Genomic DNA, 17,786 nt, shown 5'->3' on the forward strand with positions numbered 1-17,786 from the left:
ATTTGATTTTCTAATTTTTTTATATTAGAATATACAATTTCTAAAAAGATTTAAATATTTTAAATTTAAATTATTATTTAATTTATTTCAATATAAATTATTTTTTTAAAATTAATATGGTGATATAATGAATGCTTTTAATTTTCTCCTAAATGAAAGAGAATCAAAACCAAGAAATAAAGGAATTACTATGGTTTTAGATAAAGGTTTAGGATATGATACTGCTAAATGTTTAATGGAAATTGCAGGAGACTATGTAGATTATCTTAAATTTGGTTGGGGTACTACAGTAGTTCAAAGTGAAAAAATTGTAAAAGCAAAAGTTAAAATGTATAAAAAATATAATATTCAACCTTATACTGGTGGAACATTATTTGAACTTGCTTATTTAGAAAATAAAATTCCTGAATTTTTTGAAGAAGCAAAAAGATTAGGTTTTGAAACTATTGAAATTTCTAATGGTTCTACTAATTTGCCATATGATGAAAAAATAGATTATATTAAACAAGCTAAAGATTATGGTTTCAATGTTTTATCTGAAGTAGGTAAGAAAAATCCTTCATTAGATAAAGAAATATCTTTAGAAGATAGGGTTAAATATATGAATGCAGAATTAGAAGCAGGATCTACTAAAGTTATTGTTGAAGCAAGAGAAGGTGGAAAAAACATTGGAATTTATGATGAAAACAGTAATGTAAAAGAAGATGAAGTTGATTATATTTTAAATAATGTCTCTAATCCTGATGATATAATATGGGAAGCTCCTAAAAAAGATCAACAAGTTTATTTCATTTTAAAATTAGGTTCTGATGCTAATTTAGGAAATATTTCTACTGATGAAATTATTTCTCTTGAAACTATTAGAAGAGGTCTTAGAGGAGATACTCTAGGTAAATTATAAGGTTTATTTCTTAAAATTTTTAAATTTAATATAATTTTTCTTTAATTTATATTTTTTTAATTCTTTAAATTTAATGTAAATTATCTATTTTTATTTTTTTAATTCATTATATTTTCTAATTTTTAGAATTAACTTTTTTTAAAATGATTTTAAATTATTAAATATTATCTAAATTTTTATAAAAATAGAGTCATCAGACTATTTTTTACTTAATTTTTAATAAGTTAGTATGATGTTGCAGAATTTTTTCTTTATTAAATTCTTTTATTTTATTATTTTTTATCTACTTTTTTATTTATTAATTTAATATTTCTATATTTATCTTTATTTTAATTATTATAGTATTTTTTATCATAATTTAATGATTTACTATTATTTTTATTAAAATTTTTATTTTAATTTTTTTAAGTTTAGTAATATTAATCTAACATTTTCTTGAATAAAGTAATATTAAGCTTACATTCACTTTAAAAAGCTTTATATACTTTAATTTAGTATTTTTAACTATGTATTAAATTTTTAATTTTTAATTGTTATTTTTTAATTTTTTATAAAAGAGGTTGATTTGTTTGCAAAGAACTATTGAAGATATTAATAAAAAAATTGAGAATGGTGAAGCTAATGTTATTTCTGCTATTGACTTTAAAGAGGCACTTAGAAATGATGAAGCTCCTTCATTTGAAGAAGTTGATGTTGTAACGTGTGGTACTTGTGGTGTAATGAGTGGTACTGCTGCAATTTTTAATATTATTGTATCTGAACCTGGTGTATTTAAAAAAGCTAAAAATATTTATTTAAATGGAATTCCTGCTTCTGTTGGACCATGTCCAAATGAATTATTAGGTTCTGTTGATTGTATATTAAATGGAACTAGTCATAGTAGGGATAATCCAGAATATGGTGGAGGATTTTTATTAAAAGATCTCTTAAATGGTAAAGAAATTGATGTAGAAGTGGAAACTATTGAAGGTAAAATTATTAATAGCACCACTACTCTTGATGACATGGTTACTGCTCATATGATTGGTACACGTCAAGCATTTAATAATTATACTGCATTTGTCAATACTGGTGATTCACATGTTAAATCTATTTTTGATGCTAAACCATTTGAACCAGGACTTAATTTAATTACATTCTCTGGTTGTGGTGATATAAATCCACTTCAAAATGATATGGATAGGAATGTTATTAAAGAAGGGGCTAAAATTCTTTTAAATGGTGCTCATGGTTTAGTTTTAGGTTTAGGTACAAGAGCTTCTGATGCAAAACCTAATTTAATGTTATCTGCAGATATTAAAGAGATGGATTCACGTTATTTAGGTGGATATAGAACTGGTATGGGTCCTGAGGTATATGACAGTGTAGCTATTCCAATTCCAATTTTAAATGAAGATATATATAATAATCTTTTATTCTTAAATGAAGATATTCCATTAACAGTTGCAGATATTAGAGGAAGACATTTACCAGTTTCTAAAACCAATTATGGTGAAATGTGGAATGGTGCAGAAAAACGTCCTAATGTAGATGAATCTAAATGTATTGCATGTGATGAATGTTTAGTTGAGAAATACTGTCCTACTAATGCTGTAAAACATTATATTAGTGATAATAAAATACATCTTGATTTAAATAATGATTGTTTCGGTTGTGGAAGTTGTGCTAAATATTGTATTGGTAATGCATTTACAATTAATACTGGTTCAACAACTATTAATGTTAACAATAAAGATTATGATGTTGATATTGTTAGTCGTCAATCTGATAGATTACGCGCAAAAGAGATTATTAATCAATTAAATGATATGATTTTTAATAAGGAGTTTAAATTATAATTTGATTGGGTATGATTCTTAATACAATTAAATGACATGATTTTTAATAAGGAGTTTAAATTATAATTTTTTGAGTTTAATTTTTAAATTAAACTCTTTTAGTTTCAATATAATATTTTTCTTTAAAAGAGGTTTATTCATGGTTGAAAAATTTAGAGAAGATTCTTTAGATCTTGAAGAGTATATTGCTCATAATATTAAGTCTTCTAAACCGGAAGGTTTATTGAAATGTGTTCAATGTGGTATGTGTACCTCTGTTTGTCCTGCAGCACAACATAGTGATTATAATCCAAGATCCATGGTAGAAAGAGTATTGGAAGGGGATAATACTATTGTTGAAGACGAGGATATTTGGTATTGTTTCTATTGTTATACTTGTCATAGTATCTGTCCTGTAGATAATAGTCCATGTGAAGTAAATCAGGTTTTAAGACAGATTGCTATTGATAAAGGTATTGCTGATGAACATTTAATTCCATTTTTAGGTTTTGGGGATAGTTTTTTAAATCATGGAATTGGTGGAATTCCAGAAAATTTCTTTCCTGAAATGAGAGAAGATATTGGTGAAGATTGGTGGGACTTTAAAACACATTTAGATGATGTAAGAACTCATTTAGGTCTTGATCCAGTATTTCCTTCTGAAGATGCTATTGTCGAGGTTTCAACAATTCTTAAAGCATGTGGGTTTGAAGATAGGATAAATAAAATTAGAAATCATAAAAATAATAAGGATTAATATTTTTTGGAGAGTTTAATATGAAAAATGTTCCAGATAAGAATATTTTACTTTTTAAAAGTTGTTTAGTAAGTGTTGAATATCCAGGTATTGAATCAAGTACAAAATATGTTTTTGATAAAATTGGCATAGATTATCATGTTGATAGAGCACAAACTTGTTGTACTGGTTTAGGTCACTATTCTGATGTTTTTGATCAATTTTCTACAACAGTTAATGGTGCTAGACATTTTGCTCTTGCTAATAAATTAAATAGGCCGAATATGGTTATGATGTGTGCAACCTGTTATGCTATTAATAAAAAAGTTGCAAATATTTTAAATAATAATGATGAAATACGTGATGAGGTAAATCAGGTATTTGATAAATGTGGCTATGACTGGATGAAATTTACAAAAGGGGATCTTGATTCTAGGGAAAACATTTTCCACATTATTGATGTTTTTTATAGTAAACGTAAAGAAATTGCTAAAAATATTAAATATGATTTTTCTAATTTTAATATTGCAACCCATCATGGTTGTCATTATTGTAAAGTCCACTATGGAGATACTATTGAAGGTATTAGAAATCCCCATATTATTGATGATGTTGTAAATGCTTGTGGTGTTGAAACAATTGGATGGTATGATTTTAAAAGATCAACTTGTGGTAGTGGATTTTCCCAAAGATTTGTACATAAAAAACACTCTTTAACTGTTACTTTAGATAAATTAAAATCTCTTAAAGAAAATAAAACAAATATTTTAATTCATTTATGTCCTAATTGCCATGTACAATTTGATAGATATCAAAATTATATTGGGGATAAGATTGGTGAAGAATTTAATATTGTACATTTAAATATTGCACAGTTCTTAGCATTAGCTATGGGTGCAGATCCTTATGATGTTGTAGGTATACAAACACATACTGTACCAGTTGAACCTATTTTAAAAGATTTAAAACCTTTAAGTAAAGAGAAAAAAGAAGAAATTATTGAAAAAGTTTCATATAAAGTAGATTTAGATGAAAGTGAAGATTTCAACATGGAAGCAGATCCAATTAAAGTTGAAATTAATGAAACTAATTAAAATATGAAGGTGTGTATTTATGGATCATAAAGTTGGAGTTTTCATTTGTCATTGTGGTGGAAACATTTCTGATGTGCTTGATATTGAGAGGATTAAAGAATCAATTAATGTAGATGTAATTGAAGAATATGAAAATTTATGCTCTATTAATGGTAGTAAATTAATTAGAGATAAAATCATTAATGAAAATTTAGATCGTGTCGTTATTGCAGCATGTTCACCTGAATCTCATGAAAAAACATTTCAAGAATATATCAAACCTTTAAATCCTTATCTTATGGATATGGTTAATTTAAGGGAACAATGTTCTTGGGTTCATAGTCAGACATCTGAATCTTTTAATCAAAAAGCAACTGATAAGGCAATAAATTTAATCAATGCTTCTATTGAGAAACTTAAAGTTTCTGAAGCAGTAGATCCAATATTAATCCAAACTACTGAAAGTGCTGCAGTTATTGGTGGTGGTATTTCTGGTATGAGTGCTGCATTATCTCTTGCAAAACAAGGTATACATGTTTATTTAATTGAAGAAACACCTTCAATAGGCGGACATATGGCTAAAATTGGTAAAGTATTTTCACCTGTTAAAATTGCTGAAGAATGTGGTCTTTGTCTTTTAAATCCTGTTTTAAATGAAGTTGTATGGAATAATAATATTGAAATTCTAACAAGTTCTAAAATAATTAAAGCTGAAAGAAGAGCAGGTAGTTTTAATCTTCTTGTTGAGAAAAAACCACGTTATGTTGATACTGATAAATGTATATCTTGTGGTGACTGTGTTGATGTATGTTCTAAAGAAATTCCAAATGATTGGAATGATAATTTATCTTATAGAAAATCTATTTACAAACCATTCTCACAATGTTATCCTGATACCTATGTAATTGATATAGACAATTGTGATAAATGTGGTGATTGTAAACGTGCTTGTCGTATGGATGCAATTAGTTTTAGACAAGATTCAGAAATGATTCCTTTAGAAGTTGGATCTGTTATTATTGCTACCGGTCATAAATTATTTGATCCTGACTTACGTCCAGAATATGGTTATAGTAGATATGATGATGTAATTACTCAAAGTGAACTTGGACGTATTTTAGGTGTTAATGGACCAACAAAAGGTAAGCTTCAATGTTTATCTAATGGTAAAGTTCCTGAAAGAGTTGTAATGATACAATGTGTAGGTTCCCGTGATATTAAACCAGATGGACATAAATATTGTTCTAAAGTTTGTTGTATGGTAGCACTTAAAAATGCTAATATCATTAAACATAAGTATCCTGATACTGATATTGTTTTATGTTATACTGATATTAGAACACCTGGAATGTTTGAAAAATACTTTAAACATGCTCAAAGTAATGGTGTAAGGCTTATTAGAGGTCGTCCTGGAGAAGTTGTTAAAAAAGACGGAAATTTAATTGTTCGTGTAGAAGATACTTTAACACGTAAATATAAAGAAATTAATACAGATATGGTTGTCTTATCTACAGCTATTGAGCCAAGTGAAGGAACTAAAGAAATTGCTAATATATTAAATGTTTCTCAAACAGAAGATGCATTTATTAAAGAACCTAGTCCTAAAATAAAACCAGTAATGACTGATGTAAGAGGAATCTTTGTTGCAGGAACTGCACAAAATCCAAAAGATATAACAGATAGTATTCTTCAAGCTACTGCATCTGCAAGTAAAGTATCTGAACTTATTAATGATGGTATAGATATAGAACCATTTATTGCAGCAGTTGATAATGAATTATGTAATTTATGTGAAGAATGTGTTAAAATATGTAAATATAAAGCTGCATCTGTTAAAGATGAAGAAATATTCATTGATCCAATGACATGTTCTGGTTGTGGTAAATGTATTACAGTATGTCCTAATGATGCAATTCAAATTAATGGTAATATTGAAGATAAAATATCTGCAACTATTAAAGGTGTACTAAAAGGTAAAAAACCTGGAGAAAGACGTATTATTGCATTCTTAGATGATGTTGGATATACTTCAGCAGATAATATTGGTGTAAATAGATTAACTTATCCAGAATCTATTCATATCATTAAAGTTATTAGTGTAAATCGTGTACTTCCAAAACATATTGTATATGCTTTAGAAAATGGTGCAGATGGTGTATTTATTGGTGAATATCCGGGCGATGTAATGTATGATGAAGTTGAAAATAAGGTAAGTAAAATTAAAGGTGAAATATCTGATAATGGTATAAATCCTGAAAGACTAACTTTTTCAAAAGTTTATATTCCATACTTTACAGGTTTAGCAAGGAAATTCACTGAATTTGATAATAAAATTGCAGAAATTGATGATTAGCTAAATTTTAGCTATTTTTCATTTTTTTATTTTATTAAAATTATATTTTTATAATAAACAATGTATTAATTTATTTTAAATGGATTTATATTTTAATTTATTTAATGTTTTTTGTTATGAGGTGGTTGTTGGGAGTTTATTTATTGTTTTTTGTTGTGGTTGTTAAAGTCATAATTTAAAAATTTAACTTATTTTTTTAAAAACTATTTATTTTTCAAATTAAAAATAGGATATATTCTAAATTTTAATAATTTCAATAAACCTATTCTTTTATTAATTTTAATTAAATTTTATATGTGATGATTTTAAAAATATTATATATAATTTAATTATTGATAATATGGAAATTTTAGCAACTTTTTTAACTATTTTTATAATTTTATTGATTGGTTTTCTTGCAAAAAGATTTGATTTATTAAGTGCTAATGAAGGAGAAACTATTAATAAAGTTGTTGTTTATCTTGCAATGCCATTTTTAGTATTTCGTTCATTATATGATGCAAATTTGGCTCTTATTCCAACTTTAGGTAAGTTTCCAATAATTGGTTTTATATCTGCCTTTTTAGTAGGTATTCTTTCATATGTTCTTTTTACAAGTATGAAATTACCAGATAAACAAAAATATACATTAATTTCAGTTATAATTATGGGTAATACTGGATTTGTAGGTTTTCCTGTAATTATGGGTGTATTTGGAACAAATGGTCTTGTAAGGGCTATCTTTTTCAATATTACTGATGTTTTAATGATGATTGTAGTATATTTAATTTTTGTTATAAAATTTGGTGGAGAATATAGAGAAGTTGTTAAACGAATTTTTTCTTTTCCAGTTTTATGGGGTTTAATATTTGGTTTAATATTCAACTTTTATCATATTCAAATAGGTACTATTGGAATAAATATTGTTAATTATTTAGCAGATATGACTATTCCATTGATTATTTTATCTTTAGGTTTATCAATGAGTTTTAAAGGTTTTGGTAAAAAATTTGGATTAACTTTAACTGGTTCCATATTAAAACTTTTCGTTTATCCATTTTTTGCATTTTTCATTTTAAAATTATTTGGAATAAGTGGTTTTGATAATGAAATAGCACTTATTGAATCAGCAATGCCATCTGCTATGTTATCAATTTCATATGTCATGGAATTTGGACTTGATGTAGAATTAACTTCAGATATTATCGTGTTTGATACTTTACTTTCACTTATAACCTTACCTATTCTTATGTCTTGCTTCTAGTATAATTTTAAACTTAATTTAATTTTTTTTATTAAAATTAATTTTTTTCTCTTAATATGAGTTTTTATTATTAATAGTCTTATCGGATGTTTGTTTTTTTAATATATGAGTTTTTATTATTAATAATCTTATTTGGTGTTTATTTTTTTAATATAGAAATTTTATTATTAATAATTTTATTTTTATTTTTTAATATAAGTTTTAATTATTAATATTAGTATTTTTGTGATTTGTTTTTTAAAATAAAGTTTTTATTAATTAAAAATATATTAATTATTAATTGAAATAATAGAAGGAAATGTTATGGCATTATTAAATGTGGAATATAAATCACAAGCTTTAGGAAGAAATATTCCATTTACTGCAATTTTACCTGTAGATCATATTGATTATGAACATAATATAAATAAATCAGATAATGGACCTTATAAAACATTATATTTATTAAATGGTTTGTATGGAGATTGTATAGAATGGTTAACCCATACTGATATTAAAAGATTAGCTGAAAGAAATAATCTTGCAGTTATAATGCCTAGTGGTGAAAATAGTTTTTACTTAAATTATCCATCATCTAATAGGAATTATTCAAAATATGTTGGTGAAGAATTAGTAAATATAACTAGAAGAATGTTTAATTTATCTAATAAAAGAGAAGATACTTTTATTGGAGGATATTCTATGGGTGGTTTTGGTGCATTATATAATGGATTTAAATATAATAATACCTTTTCAAAAATCGTTGCATTATCTTCAGCTTTAATCTTAGAAGATGATTTTGATAAAACTAATCAATCTATATTTAAATATAATCAGGAATATATTGAAGAATGTTTTGGAAATTTAGATACAGCACTTAATAGAGATGTTAATGTAAATAATTTAATTAAAAAATTAGAAGATTCTAATAAAGATATTCCAGATTTATTTATAACTTGTGCTAGTGATGATTCTTTATATGATGCTAATATTAAATTTGTAAACTTTTTATCAAATTATAATAATATTAATTATATTTTCCATGAAGGAGTTGGTGGTCATCAATGGGATTATTGGAATAAATTTATGAAAGAAATAGTTGAATGGTTAACTTGTTAATGTATTTATCATTAAAATTAAGAAAAAATTCTGTTGATATTTATAAAAATTTAAATATTTAATTTTTTAAAATTAAGTTTAAAGTTAATTATAAGCTATTTTAAGGATTTTAATTTTTAAAATTAAGTTTAAGAAGTTAATTATAAAAATTATAATGATTTTAAAGAAGATAAAAAAAGTAAGAAAAATTTTAATTTTTAATTTCATTCATAAATCTATCTCTAATTTCATTAGGAGATAAATCTATTACTGGTGATTTAGAATTACCTGCTTCAAGATTATATTCTATAAATGTACATTTATTACTTTTTAATACTTTACTAAAGTTTATATCTTCAAATTTATATGCATTTTCAAATCCTACATCTTTAGCTATTTTTGTTAAATCTAAGTTTTTAGCATATGTATCCTGATTACCAGTTGAACCATATGCTCCATTATTTATAACAATCCAAATTAAGTTAGGGCATTGATTTTGAGCTATTGTAACAAGTGAACCCATGTTCATTAAAACAGATCCATCACCATCAATTACAACAACTGTATTATCTTGGTTAATTGCAAGTCCAAGTCCAATTGATGATGCAAGTCCCATTGATCCTATCATATAAAAGTTTTTAGCTCTATCTTTTACTTTATATAATTCTTTTGAAGGAACACCAATATTACATACTATAAGTTCATCATCAATATTTTTCATTATTTCTTTAATTCCATCAATACGTGTTGCCATAATTTAACCTCAGTCATCTTCTAATTTCCAATATTTAATTTCAAGTAAAATACTAATTACCTTTCTACTTTTTACAGATTTGTTCCATGATTTTGATACTACTTCATATGCTTCTTCATGATTTTTAGGTTTATAATAAGGTAAATCAAGAGATTCTAATAATTTTGGTGTTGCTTTACCCATAGGTACTTGTCCTACAATTGATTCACCTTCAGTTCCTCTATGACTCATAATCATTACAAGTGGAAATGAGTATAATTCAAATAATGACTCTAATGCATTAATACAATTACCTAATCCAGAATTTTGCATTAAAATTGCAGTTTTTGCTCCAGCCATATATGCTCCAGCACATATTCCAAGACCTTCTTCTTCTCTTGTAACTGGTATATGTGTTATTTCATCATCTGCATCTATTAAATTTAGTAATTCTTTAAGATTAGCACATGGAACACTTACAATAAAATTAATTCCAGAATCTTTAATTCCTTTATAAATTATTTCACTACTATTCATTGTATTCTCCTTTTTTAATTTGTTGGAATCTTTATTATAATTTAAAAACAATAGATTTTAAGTTTCATATTAAAATGAGTTTTTCAACAGAATTTTTATTATTAAAAATATTTTATTTTTTTATTTAGTGTTTTCTTGTTTGTTGTTTTTTAGGTGTTTTTATTTTTTTATTTAGTGTTTTCTTGTTTTTAGGTATTTTTTATTATTTTATTTGGTATTTTCTTGTTATTATGTAATGGTTTTTTATTATTTTATTTGGTATTTTTTTTGTTTGTTGGTTTTTTGTTATTAAATATTTAATTATTTAACTTTAAGATTATTAAAATTTAGAATATCTTTATAATCTATTAATGAAATTTAGATAATTAATTAAAATAAAATAAGTTTTCAATAATGTCATTATTTTTTGTTGAATTTATGAAAATTATTATTTATAATTTATTTTGTTCGAAAGATATAAATTTATTTAAATAATATATATTATAATATATTATAATTTTTAATATATTATTAAATTATTTTTGGACTATATTAAATATATTTCAAAATAATTTCTTTAAATATTTAAAAATTAATTTTGGATAAATAAAAAATTGGTGAAAAATATGATTGCAGATGCTAAAAAGATAGCTGATGGTGTATATTGGGTTGGTGCTCTTGATTGGGATACTCGTGAATTCCATGGTTATTCCTTACATGGTTCTACTTATAATTGTTACCTTGTTTTTGGTGATGATAAAACTGCTTTAATTGATAATGTATATCCAGGATTTTTCCCAGAATTATGGGCTAGAATCGAAGATGCTTTTGCTCAAGAAGGAAAAGATGAAGTTAAAATTGATGTAATGATTCAAAACCATATTGAAATGGATCATAGTGGTTCATTACCGGATATTGTTAAAAAATTCCCAGATATTGAAATCTATTGTACTCAAGTTGCTATTCCAGGTCTTAAAAATCATTGGCCTAGTTTAGCTAATAAAGATATGAATCCTATTAAAACTGGTGATACTTTAGATCTTGGTGGTAAATCTTTTACATTTATTAATGCACCAATGTTACATTGGCCAGATAGTAACTTTACTTTATATAATGAAGAAGGTATTTTATTCTCTAATGATGCATTTGGTCAACATATCTGTTCTGGTGAAAGATATGATTATGAACTTGATCCTAAAGCAGTTGAAGAAGTTGCTAAAAAATACTTCGCAAATTTAATTACTTTATCTTCACCACTTGTTGTAAGTAAAGTTAAAGAAATGACTGATGCAGGATATTTAGATAAAGTTAAAATGATTGCACCATGTCATGGTTTAATATGGACTAAACCAGAGACAATTATTAATTTATATGCTAAATGGGCAACAGCTGACTGTGAAGATAAAATCACTGTTATCTATGATACAATGCATCATTCAACTCAAAAATTAGCACATGAAATTGCTGAAGGAATAATTTCTGAAGGTGTAAAAGTTAAAATGTGCTTCTTAAAAGTTGATGATGAAAGTGATGTAGTAACTGAAGTTCTTGATAGTAAAGCTATTGCTTTAGGTGTTCCAACTATGATGAATAATCCATATCCAAATGTTGGAAAAATTATTTATTACTTTAATTGCTTAAGCTTTGCAAATTCAGGTAAAAAGAAAAAAGCTGTTGTATTCTCATCTAAAGGATGGGGAGGAGGAGCTATTAATAGGTTAACTTCTGATCTTGAAAGTGCAGGTTTCGATGTACTTGAAGATGATGCACTTGATGTTCATTATGTTCCTGATGAAAAAGCTCTTAAACAAGCTTATGATTTAGGTAAAAAACTTGCAAAAGAAATTAAAGAAGAATAATTCTTCTTTATTTTTTTCTAATATCTTTATTTCTGGTTTTTCTATTTTTATAATTTAAATTATTAGCTTAAATATTGTTTATATTTTTTTTATTTGGTTTATTGTTTTGTTTAAGAGTTATTGGTTTATGTTTTTTTATTTAGTTTAGTGTTTGTTTGTATTTTAAGAATAATTTGTTTAATTTCTTAATTTTATATTTTTTTTAAAACTTAATTTGATTTATTTAATTATACTATAAAATTATATGGAACTTTTATATTAAAAAAATAATTTTTAAGTATTTTTTTATTAGGTGATAATGTGAATTTTGAAGATGTTATTTGTGAATTTGAATCTATTAGTGATGAGAAAAATATTGAAGGTCAAAAAAGATTTGGTATAAATATTAATAAATCATATGGTATTCGAATGCCTGAAATTAGAAAAATTGCTAAAAAAATTGGTAAAAATCATGAACTTGCACTTCAATTATGGAATCACCAATATCATGAATCAAGAATTCTTGCAACTATGGTTGAAGAACCAGATAAATTAAGTGAAGAACAATTAAATATATGGGTTAATGATTTTGATTCTTGGGATATAGTTGATCAAGCTTGTATAAATCTTCTTAGAAAATCTGATTTAGCAATATCTAAAATTCCATTATGGGTAGAAGATGATGAAGAATATGTTAAAAGAACAGCTTTTTCTCTTATTGCAGTTCTTGCAGTTCATAAGAAAAAAGAAGATGATGATTATTTTAGAAAATTTTATCCTTTGATAGTTAATGCTTCATGTGATAATCGTAATTTTGTTAAAAAATCAGTTAATTGGGCAATTAGACAAATAGGCAAAAGAAATATTACTCTTAATAAAGAATTAATAAATCTTTCTTATGAAATTCTTAAAAAAGATTGTAAGGCTGGAAATTGGATATCTAAAAATGCAATCAATGAGTTAAAATCAGATAAAATTCAAAAAAGACTTTTAAATAAATAAAAATCTATTTTATTCTATCAATTTTTATAATTTAAGTGGTTAATAAATACTTTTCGAAATCTTTTTATATAACCATAAACACATTTTATATTAATGGACTATTAGTTAATTAAAAATTGATTATTTAAATTTTATACTTAAATATTTATTTTTATTTTTTTTAAGGTTTTATAAAAACCTTATATTGTAATTAAGAAAATTAATGGTGATATGATGGCAAATAATTCAAACAGACCAATCTATATCTTACCTCAAGGTACTCAAAGATTTAAAGGTAAAGATGCATTTCATTTAAACGTTTATGCTTCAAAAATATTATCAAGCATTGTAAGAACTACTCTTGGACCTAAAGGTCAAGACAAAATGTTAGTAAATAAAAAATTAGGGGATGTTATTGTAACAAATGATGGTGTTACAATTTTAGAAGAAATGGATATTGCACATCCTGCAGCAAGAATGCTTGTTGATATTGCTAGAAATCAAGAAAGCGTAGTTGGAGATGGAACTACTACTGCAGTTATCATTGCTGGTGAATTACTTTCAGAAGCTGAAAAATTAGTTGATAATGGAACTCCTGCACCTATTGTTTTAAGAGGTTATCAAGCTGCTTTAGATAAAACTTTAGAAATTTTAGAAGATATTGCAATTGATGTAGATGATAAAGAAACTCTTAAAAAAGTAGCTATGACTGCAATGACTGGTAAAGGATCAGATTATGCTAAAGAATCTCTTGCAAATATTGTTGTAGAAGCTTGTACTCGTGTTGTAGAAGATGGAAAAGTAGTAAACAAACACATTAATACTCAAAGGGTCAATGGAGGTTCTGTTGAAGATTCTGAAGTTGTTGATGGTATTCTTATTGATAATTCTCCTGTAAGTAAAAATATGGCTACTGATATTAAAGATGCTAAAATTGCTCTTTTAAAATATCCTCTTGAAGTTAGAGACTTAACTATGAATTCAAAAATTGATTTGTCTTCACCTTCTGCAATGAATGCATTTTTAGATAATGAACAACAAATTTTAAAAGATTTAGTTCAAAAAATCGTTGATGCTGGTGCAAATGTTTTAATGTGTCAAAAAGGTATTGATGATATGGCTGTACAATATCTTAAAGATGCAGGTATTACAGCATTTAAACGTGTTAAAAACACAGATATGGAAAGATTAGCACATGCAACTGGTGGAAAAATCGTTCTTGATTTAGAAGATTTAAGTGCTGAAGATTTAGGTACTGTTGGTCATATTTACACTAAAAAAATCTTTGATCAAAAATTAACTTTCCTTAAAGAAACTAAAGAACCTAAAGCATGTTCTATTGTTTTAAGAGGTTCTACTAAATATGTTACTGGAGAAATTGCTCGTGCACTTGATGATGCAATTGGTGTAGTTTCTGCTACTATTGAAGATGGAAAAGTAGTTATTGGAGGTGGAGCTCCAGAAATTGAAATTTCCAGAAGACTCCGTGCTTTCAGTGAAACACATAGTGGTAAAGAACAATTAGCAATTCGTTCATTTGCTAAAGCTTTAGAAGTTGTTCCTAGAACTTTAGCTGAAAATGCTGGTCTTGATATTGTTAACATTATCTCTAAACTTATTGGTGCTCATGAAAATTCAAATACAATGGGTATTGATGTATTTAAAGGAGAAATTGTTGATATGTCTGATGAAGTAGTTGAACCTTTAAGAGTTAAAAAAGAAGCTATTACTTCTGCAACTGAAGCTGCTTCTATGATTATTCGTATTGATGATGTAGTTGCTGCTGCAGGTGCTCTTAATTCAACTGGTAATGAAGATGATGGTCTTGACCACAGTGGAATTCCTCATGATGCTAATGGTGTAATGCCGGGTATGGGCGGAATGCCACCAATGTAAATTTTTTAATAATTTACATTTTTTTATTATAAATATATTTAAGAATTCTTAAGTTCTTTTTATTTTTTTATTTGTTTTTACTAGTTTTTTGTTTTTATCAGTTTTTTTAGTTTTGTTTTGTTTTTTTATCAGTTTTGTTTAATTTTTTTAATTTGTGTTTGTTTTTTATTTTGTTTTTTTATCAGTTTTGTTTAATTTTTTTTAATTTGTGTTTGTTTTTTATTTTGTTTTTTTATCAGTTTTGTTTAATTTTTTTTAATTTGTGTTTGTTTTTTATTTTGTTTTTTTATCAGTTTTGTTTAATTTTTTTAATTTGTGTTTGTTTTTTATTTTGTTTTTTTATCAGTTTTGTTTAATTTTTTTTAATTTGTGTTTGTTTTTTATTTTGTTTTTTTATCAGTTTTGTTTAATTTTTTTTAATTTGTGTTTGTTTTTTTCTAAAATTATTTTTTATGTCTTTTTCTTTCTATTTTCTATATATTTTTTTATTTTTTTAATTTTTATTTTTTTAAATCTTTTTTCTGGCTTTTTACCTATTTTTTTATTTTTTTAATTATTTTTTTAAATCAGATTATACATGTTCTATTTAATAAATATTGTTTTATTTTTATTATTTTTATTATTTTAAGAATTTATAAGTTTTATTTTTTATTTTATCTTTCAATTTATTTTTTATTTTAATTTCATGAATAAATTATTAATGTATTTCATTTTTCTAGGATTTTTTAACTTAAATTTTAAAACTTATCTTTTATTGCTTTTTATATTATTTATAGTTGTTTTTTTATTTATTTTATTTTATTCTATTGTTATTATGTTGTTTTTATTGAATACTATTGGTTTAATGCTTTATTTCTTAAACATAACCTTTATATACAATTTAAGTTATACATTATTTTGTACTAAGAATATTTTTAAAAAAATGTAATTTTTTACTTTTTTTTAAATGTATTCTTTTTAAGAATTTATATGAACAAATTAGGAGGCGAAAAATGTCGAAGAAATTTAGATATTTTAGCTTATTAATGGTGCTCATTGTTTTTTTAAGCATTGGTGCTATTTGTGCAACTGATGTTAATAATAATACAGTTGCAATATCAAATTCTTCGGTAAGTAATTCAATTCAAACTGTAACAAATGATACGGTAACAAATTCCGTAAATACATGTGATAATTCTACAAATGCTATATCAAATAGTGATAATGGTAGTTCTTCAAGTTCTATCGTAAGTAGTTATAATAGTTCTTCAAATGTAGATGTTGAAAGTTCTATAATTTCTAATAATAATAGTGTCGGTAATTCAAATACTGTGTCTAATATTAATAATACAGTTTTGAATACTACTGAAAATTATAGTAATGTTTCTACTGTAAATAAACAATTAACTACAACATCAGTAGGTTCTACTCTTGTAAATAATACAAGTTCAAATAATAATATTACAAATTTAAATAACAATACTTTTGGAGTATTTTTATTTGGAAGTAATATGAATAGTGTTGATTTGTCTAAACTTTATGCAAATCATATTGGAAATATATTCTTAAATTATTATGCTGTAGAAACTTATGGTGTTAGTGCTGTTGAATCATTTATCAAAAAAGCTAGAACCTATAATATAAATGTTTATATTTGGGTGCAATGTTTTTATGATGGTGGTTTTATAAATCCAGCAACTTGTGGTAAATCTTATTGGACTCAGAAAATTAATGAAGCAAAATCTTATGCTGAACTTCAAGGTGTAGCAGGTATTGCTTTAGATTATTTAAGGTTCCCTGGAACTGCATATAAATATGCTAATGGAACTGAATATATAACATTATTTACACAAATGTTAACTGCTGCAGTTAAAGAAATAAATTCAAATATTAAAGTTGCTGCAATTATCATGCCAGAAACATCTTCTAATGCTTATTATTATGGTCAAGATTCTGATCAATTAGGAAATATTGTAGATATACTTATTCCTATGGTTTATAAAGGAAATTATGAAGAAACTGACTCATGGATTAAATCTACTAGTACCTACTTTAAAAATCATTCAGGTAATGCAGAAGTTTGGACTGCTCTTCAAACTTATGATTCTGATTCAAATGTTGTTAAATTAAGTAGTAGTGTATTATCTACTGATTCACAATATGCTTTAAATGGTGGTGCTGATGGGGTTGTTTATTTCAGATATGCTCTTTTCAATATCTTTAATATGACTTCATTAAGTGGTGGAATTAGTTCTATGAATAGTTCAAAAACTAATTCATCTAATTCTACTAATTCAAGTAATCCTACAAGTTTTACTATTAGTCAGATTGTTAGTGCTGCTAAGACTGTTAGGGCTTATTATGTTGCTAATGGTAAGTTGCCTAGTTCTGTTACTATTGGTTCTGTGAAAGTTAGTTTAGCTCAATTTTTATATTATGAGTCTAGAGCTATCTCACAATTAAATTCTGGTAGTACTGCTAATATTGCGGTTGTTAAGTCTTTAAGTGAACCTTCTAGTCCTAATATGGGTGATTCTGTTAGTGGTAATTTAGTTAAATCTGGGTATGTTGATTCTGCTACTAGGACTTATAAGTTTATTTTAAATTATAATCAGGGTCCTAATTATTCAACTACTACTATTG

At 25.1% G+C, this 17,786-nt stretch carries 13 protein-coding genes; 11 read left to right on the forward strand and 2 right to left on the reverse strand.

Going from position 1 to position 17,786, the window contains the following annotated elements; translation table 11 throughout:
* The first annotated feature begins 127 nt into the window (after nucleotides 1-127).
* The 7 genes from comA (at nucleotide 128) to T523_RS01560 (ending at nucleotide 9,221) form a co-directional block, all read left to right on the forward strand.
* Nucleotides 128-901 (forward strand): phosphosulfolactate synthase, encoded by a 774-nt coding sequence (gene comA / locus T523_RS01530; RefSeq protein ID WP_042707143.1) that lies wholly within the window; start codon nucleotides 128-130, stop codon nucleotides 899-901.
* Nucleotides 902-1,470: 569 nt separating this feature from the next.
* Complete coding sequence (locus T523_RS01535) at nucleotides 1,471-2,739, forward strand: methanogenesis marker 16 metalloprotein (protein WP_042707144.1); 1,269 nt, start codon at nucleotides 1,471-1,473, stop codon at nucleotides 2,737-2,739.
* Nucleotides 2,740-2,878: 139 nt separating this feature from the next.
* The gene (gene hdrC, locus T523_RS01540) at nucleotides 2,879-3,475 is read left to right on the forward strand and encodes a ferredoxin:CoB-CoM heterodisulfide reductase subunit HdrC (protein ID WP_042707145.1); all 597 of its coding nucleotides are present in this window, start codon (nucleotides 2,879-2,881) and stop codon (nucleotides 3,473-3,475) included.
* A gap of 20 nt (nucleotides 3,476-3,495) precedes the next feature.
* Nucleotides 3,496-4,548, forward strand: coding sequence for a ferredoxin:CoB-CoM heterodisulfide reductase subunit HdrB (gene hdrB, locus T523_RS01545; protein ID WP_042707146.1), 1,053 nt, complete (start codon nucleotides 3,496-3,498; stop codon nucleotides 4,546-4,548).
* Nucleotides 4,549-4,567: 19 nt separating this feature from the next.
* Complete coding sequence (gene hdrA, locus T523_RS01550; RefSeq protein WP_042707147.1) at nucleotides 4,568-6,880, forward strand: ferredoxin:CoB-CoM heterodisulfide reductase subunit HdrA; 2,313 nt, start codon at nucleotides 4,568-4,570, stop codon at nucleotides 6,878-6,880.
* Nucleotides 6,881-7,220: 340 nt separating this feature from the next.
* Entirely contained in the window at nucleotides 7,221-8,123 is a 903-nt protein-coding gene (locus T523_RS01555; RefSeq protein ID WP_042707148.1) for an AEC family transporter, read from the forward strand.
* A 303-nt stretch (nucleotides 8,124-8,426) separates the two neighbouring features.
* Nucleotides 8,427-9,221 (forward strand): alpha/beta hydrolase, encoded by a 795-nt coding sequence (locus T523_RS01560; protein WP_042707149.1) that lies wholly within the window; start codon nucleotides 8,427-8,429, stop codon nucleotides 9,219-9,221.
* A gap of 190 nt (nucleotides 9,222-9,411) precedes the next feature.
* Here T523_RS01560 and comE read toward each other — a convergent pair whose 3' ends face one another.
* Complete coding sequence (gene comE, locus T523_RS01565; RefSeq protein WP_042707150.1) at nucleotides 9,412-9,954, reverse strand: sulfopyruvate decarboxylase subunit beta; 543 nt, start codon at nucleotides 9,952-9,954, stop codon at nucleotides 9,412-9,414.
* Between the two features lie 9 nt (nucleotides 9,955-9,963).
* Nucleotides 9,964-10,470, reverse strand: a complete 507-nt coding sequence (gene comD / locus T523_RS01570) for a sulfopyruvate decarboxylase subunit alpha (RefSeq protein WP_042707151.1) — start codon at nucleotides 10,468-10,470, stop codon at nucleotides 9,964-9,966.
* A 605-nt stretch (nucleotides 10,471-11,075) separates the two neighbouring features.
* Here comD and T523_RS01575 point away from each other — a divergent pair.
* From T523_RS01575 to T523_RS01590, 4 genes are all read left to right on the forward strand, one after another.
* Nucleotides 11,076-12,308: an FprA family A-type flavoprotein gene (locus T523_RS01575; protein WP_042707152.1), complete on the forward strand. Its 1,233-nt coding sequence runs from the start codon at nucleotides 11,076-11,078 to the stop codon at nucleotides 12,306-12,308.
* A 300-nt stretch (nucleotides 12,309-12,608) separates the two neighbouring features.
* On the forward strand, nucleotides 12,609-13,289 hold the full coding sequence (locus tag T523_RS01580; protein ID WP_042707153.1) for a DNA alkylation repair protein: 681 nt from the start codon (nucleotides 12,609-12,611) through the stop codon (nucleotides 13,287-13,289).
* A 213-nt stretch (nucleotides 13,290-13,502) separates the two neighbouring features.
* On the forward strand, nucleotides 13,503-15,164 hold the full coding sequence (thsA, locus tag T523_RS01585) for a thermosome subunit alpha (protein WP_394296270.1): 1,662 nt from the start codon (nucleotides 13,503-13,505) through the stop codon (nucleotides 15,162-15,164).
* Between the two features lie 992 nt (nucleotides 15,165-16,156).
* On the forward strand, nucleotides 16,157-17,786 hold a 1,630-nt coding region (locus tag T523_RS01590; RefSeq protein ID WP_042707156.1), incomplete at its 3' end, for a putative glycoside hydrolase.

Origin of the sequence: Methanobrevibacter wolinii SH (genome assembly GCF_000621965.1) — an archaeon.
Lineage (GTDB): Archaea > Methanobacteriota > Methanobacteria > Methanobacteriales > Methanobacteriaceae > Methanarmilla > Methanarmilla wolinii.

Excerpts from the sequence above, each read along its gene's own strand:
- comD (WP_042707151.1), bottom strand. The coding sequence starts at position 10,470 with ATGAATAGTAGTGAAATAATTTATAAAGGAATTAAAGATTCTGGAATT.
- comE (WP_042707150.1), bottom strand. The coding sequence starts at position 9,954 with ATGGCAACACGTATTGATGGAATTAAAGAAATAATGAAAAATATTGAT.
- thsA (WP_394296270.1), top strand. The coding sequence starts at position 13,503 with ATGGCAAATAATTCAAACAGACCAATCTATATCTTACCTCAAGGTACT.
- hdrB (WP_042707146.1), top strand. The coding sequence starts at position 3,496 with ATGAAAAATGTTCCAGATAAGAATATTTTACTTTTTAAAAGTTGTTTA.
- T523_RS01555 (WP_042707148.1), top strand. The coding sequence starts at position 7,221 with ATGGAAATTTTAGCAACTTTTTTAACTATTTTTATAATTTTATTGATT.
- T523_RS01575 (WP_042707152.1), top strand. The coding sequence starts at position 11,076 with ATGATTGCAGATGCTAAAAAGATAGCTGATGGTGTATATTGGGTTGGT.
- hdrA (WP_042707147.1), top strand. The coding sequence starts at position 4,568 with ATGGATCATAAAGTTGGAGTTTTCATTTGTCATTGTGGTGGAAACATT.
- T523_RS01560 (WP_042707149.1), top strand. The coding sequence starts at position 8,427 with ATGGCATTATTAAATGTGGAATATAAATCACAAGCTTTAGGAAGAAAT.
- hdrC (WP_042707145.1), top strand. The coding sequence starts at position 2,879 with ATGGTTGAAAAATTTAGAGAAGATTCTTTAGATCTTGAAGAGTATATT.
- comA (WP_042707143.1), top strand. The coding sequence starts at position 128 with ATGAATGCTTTTAATTTTCTCCTAAATGAAAGAGAATCAAAACCAAGA.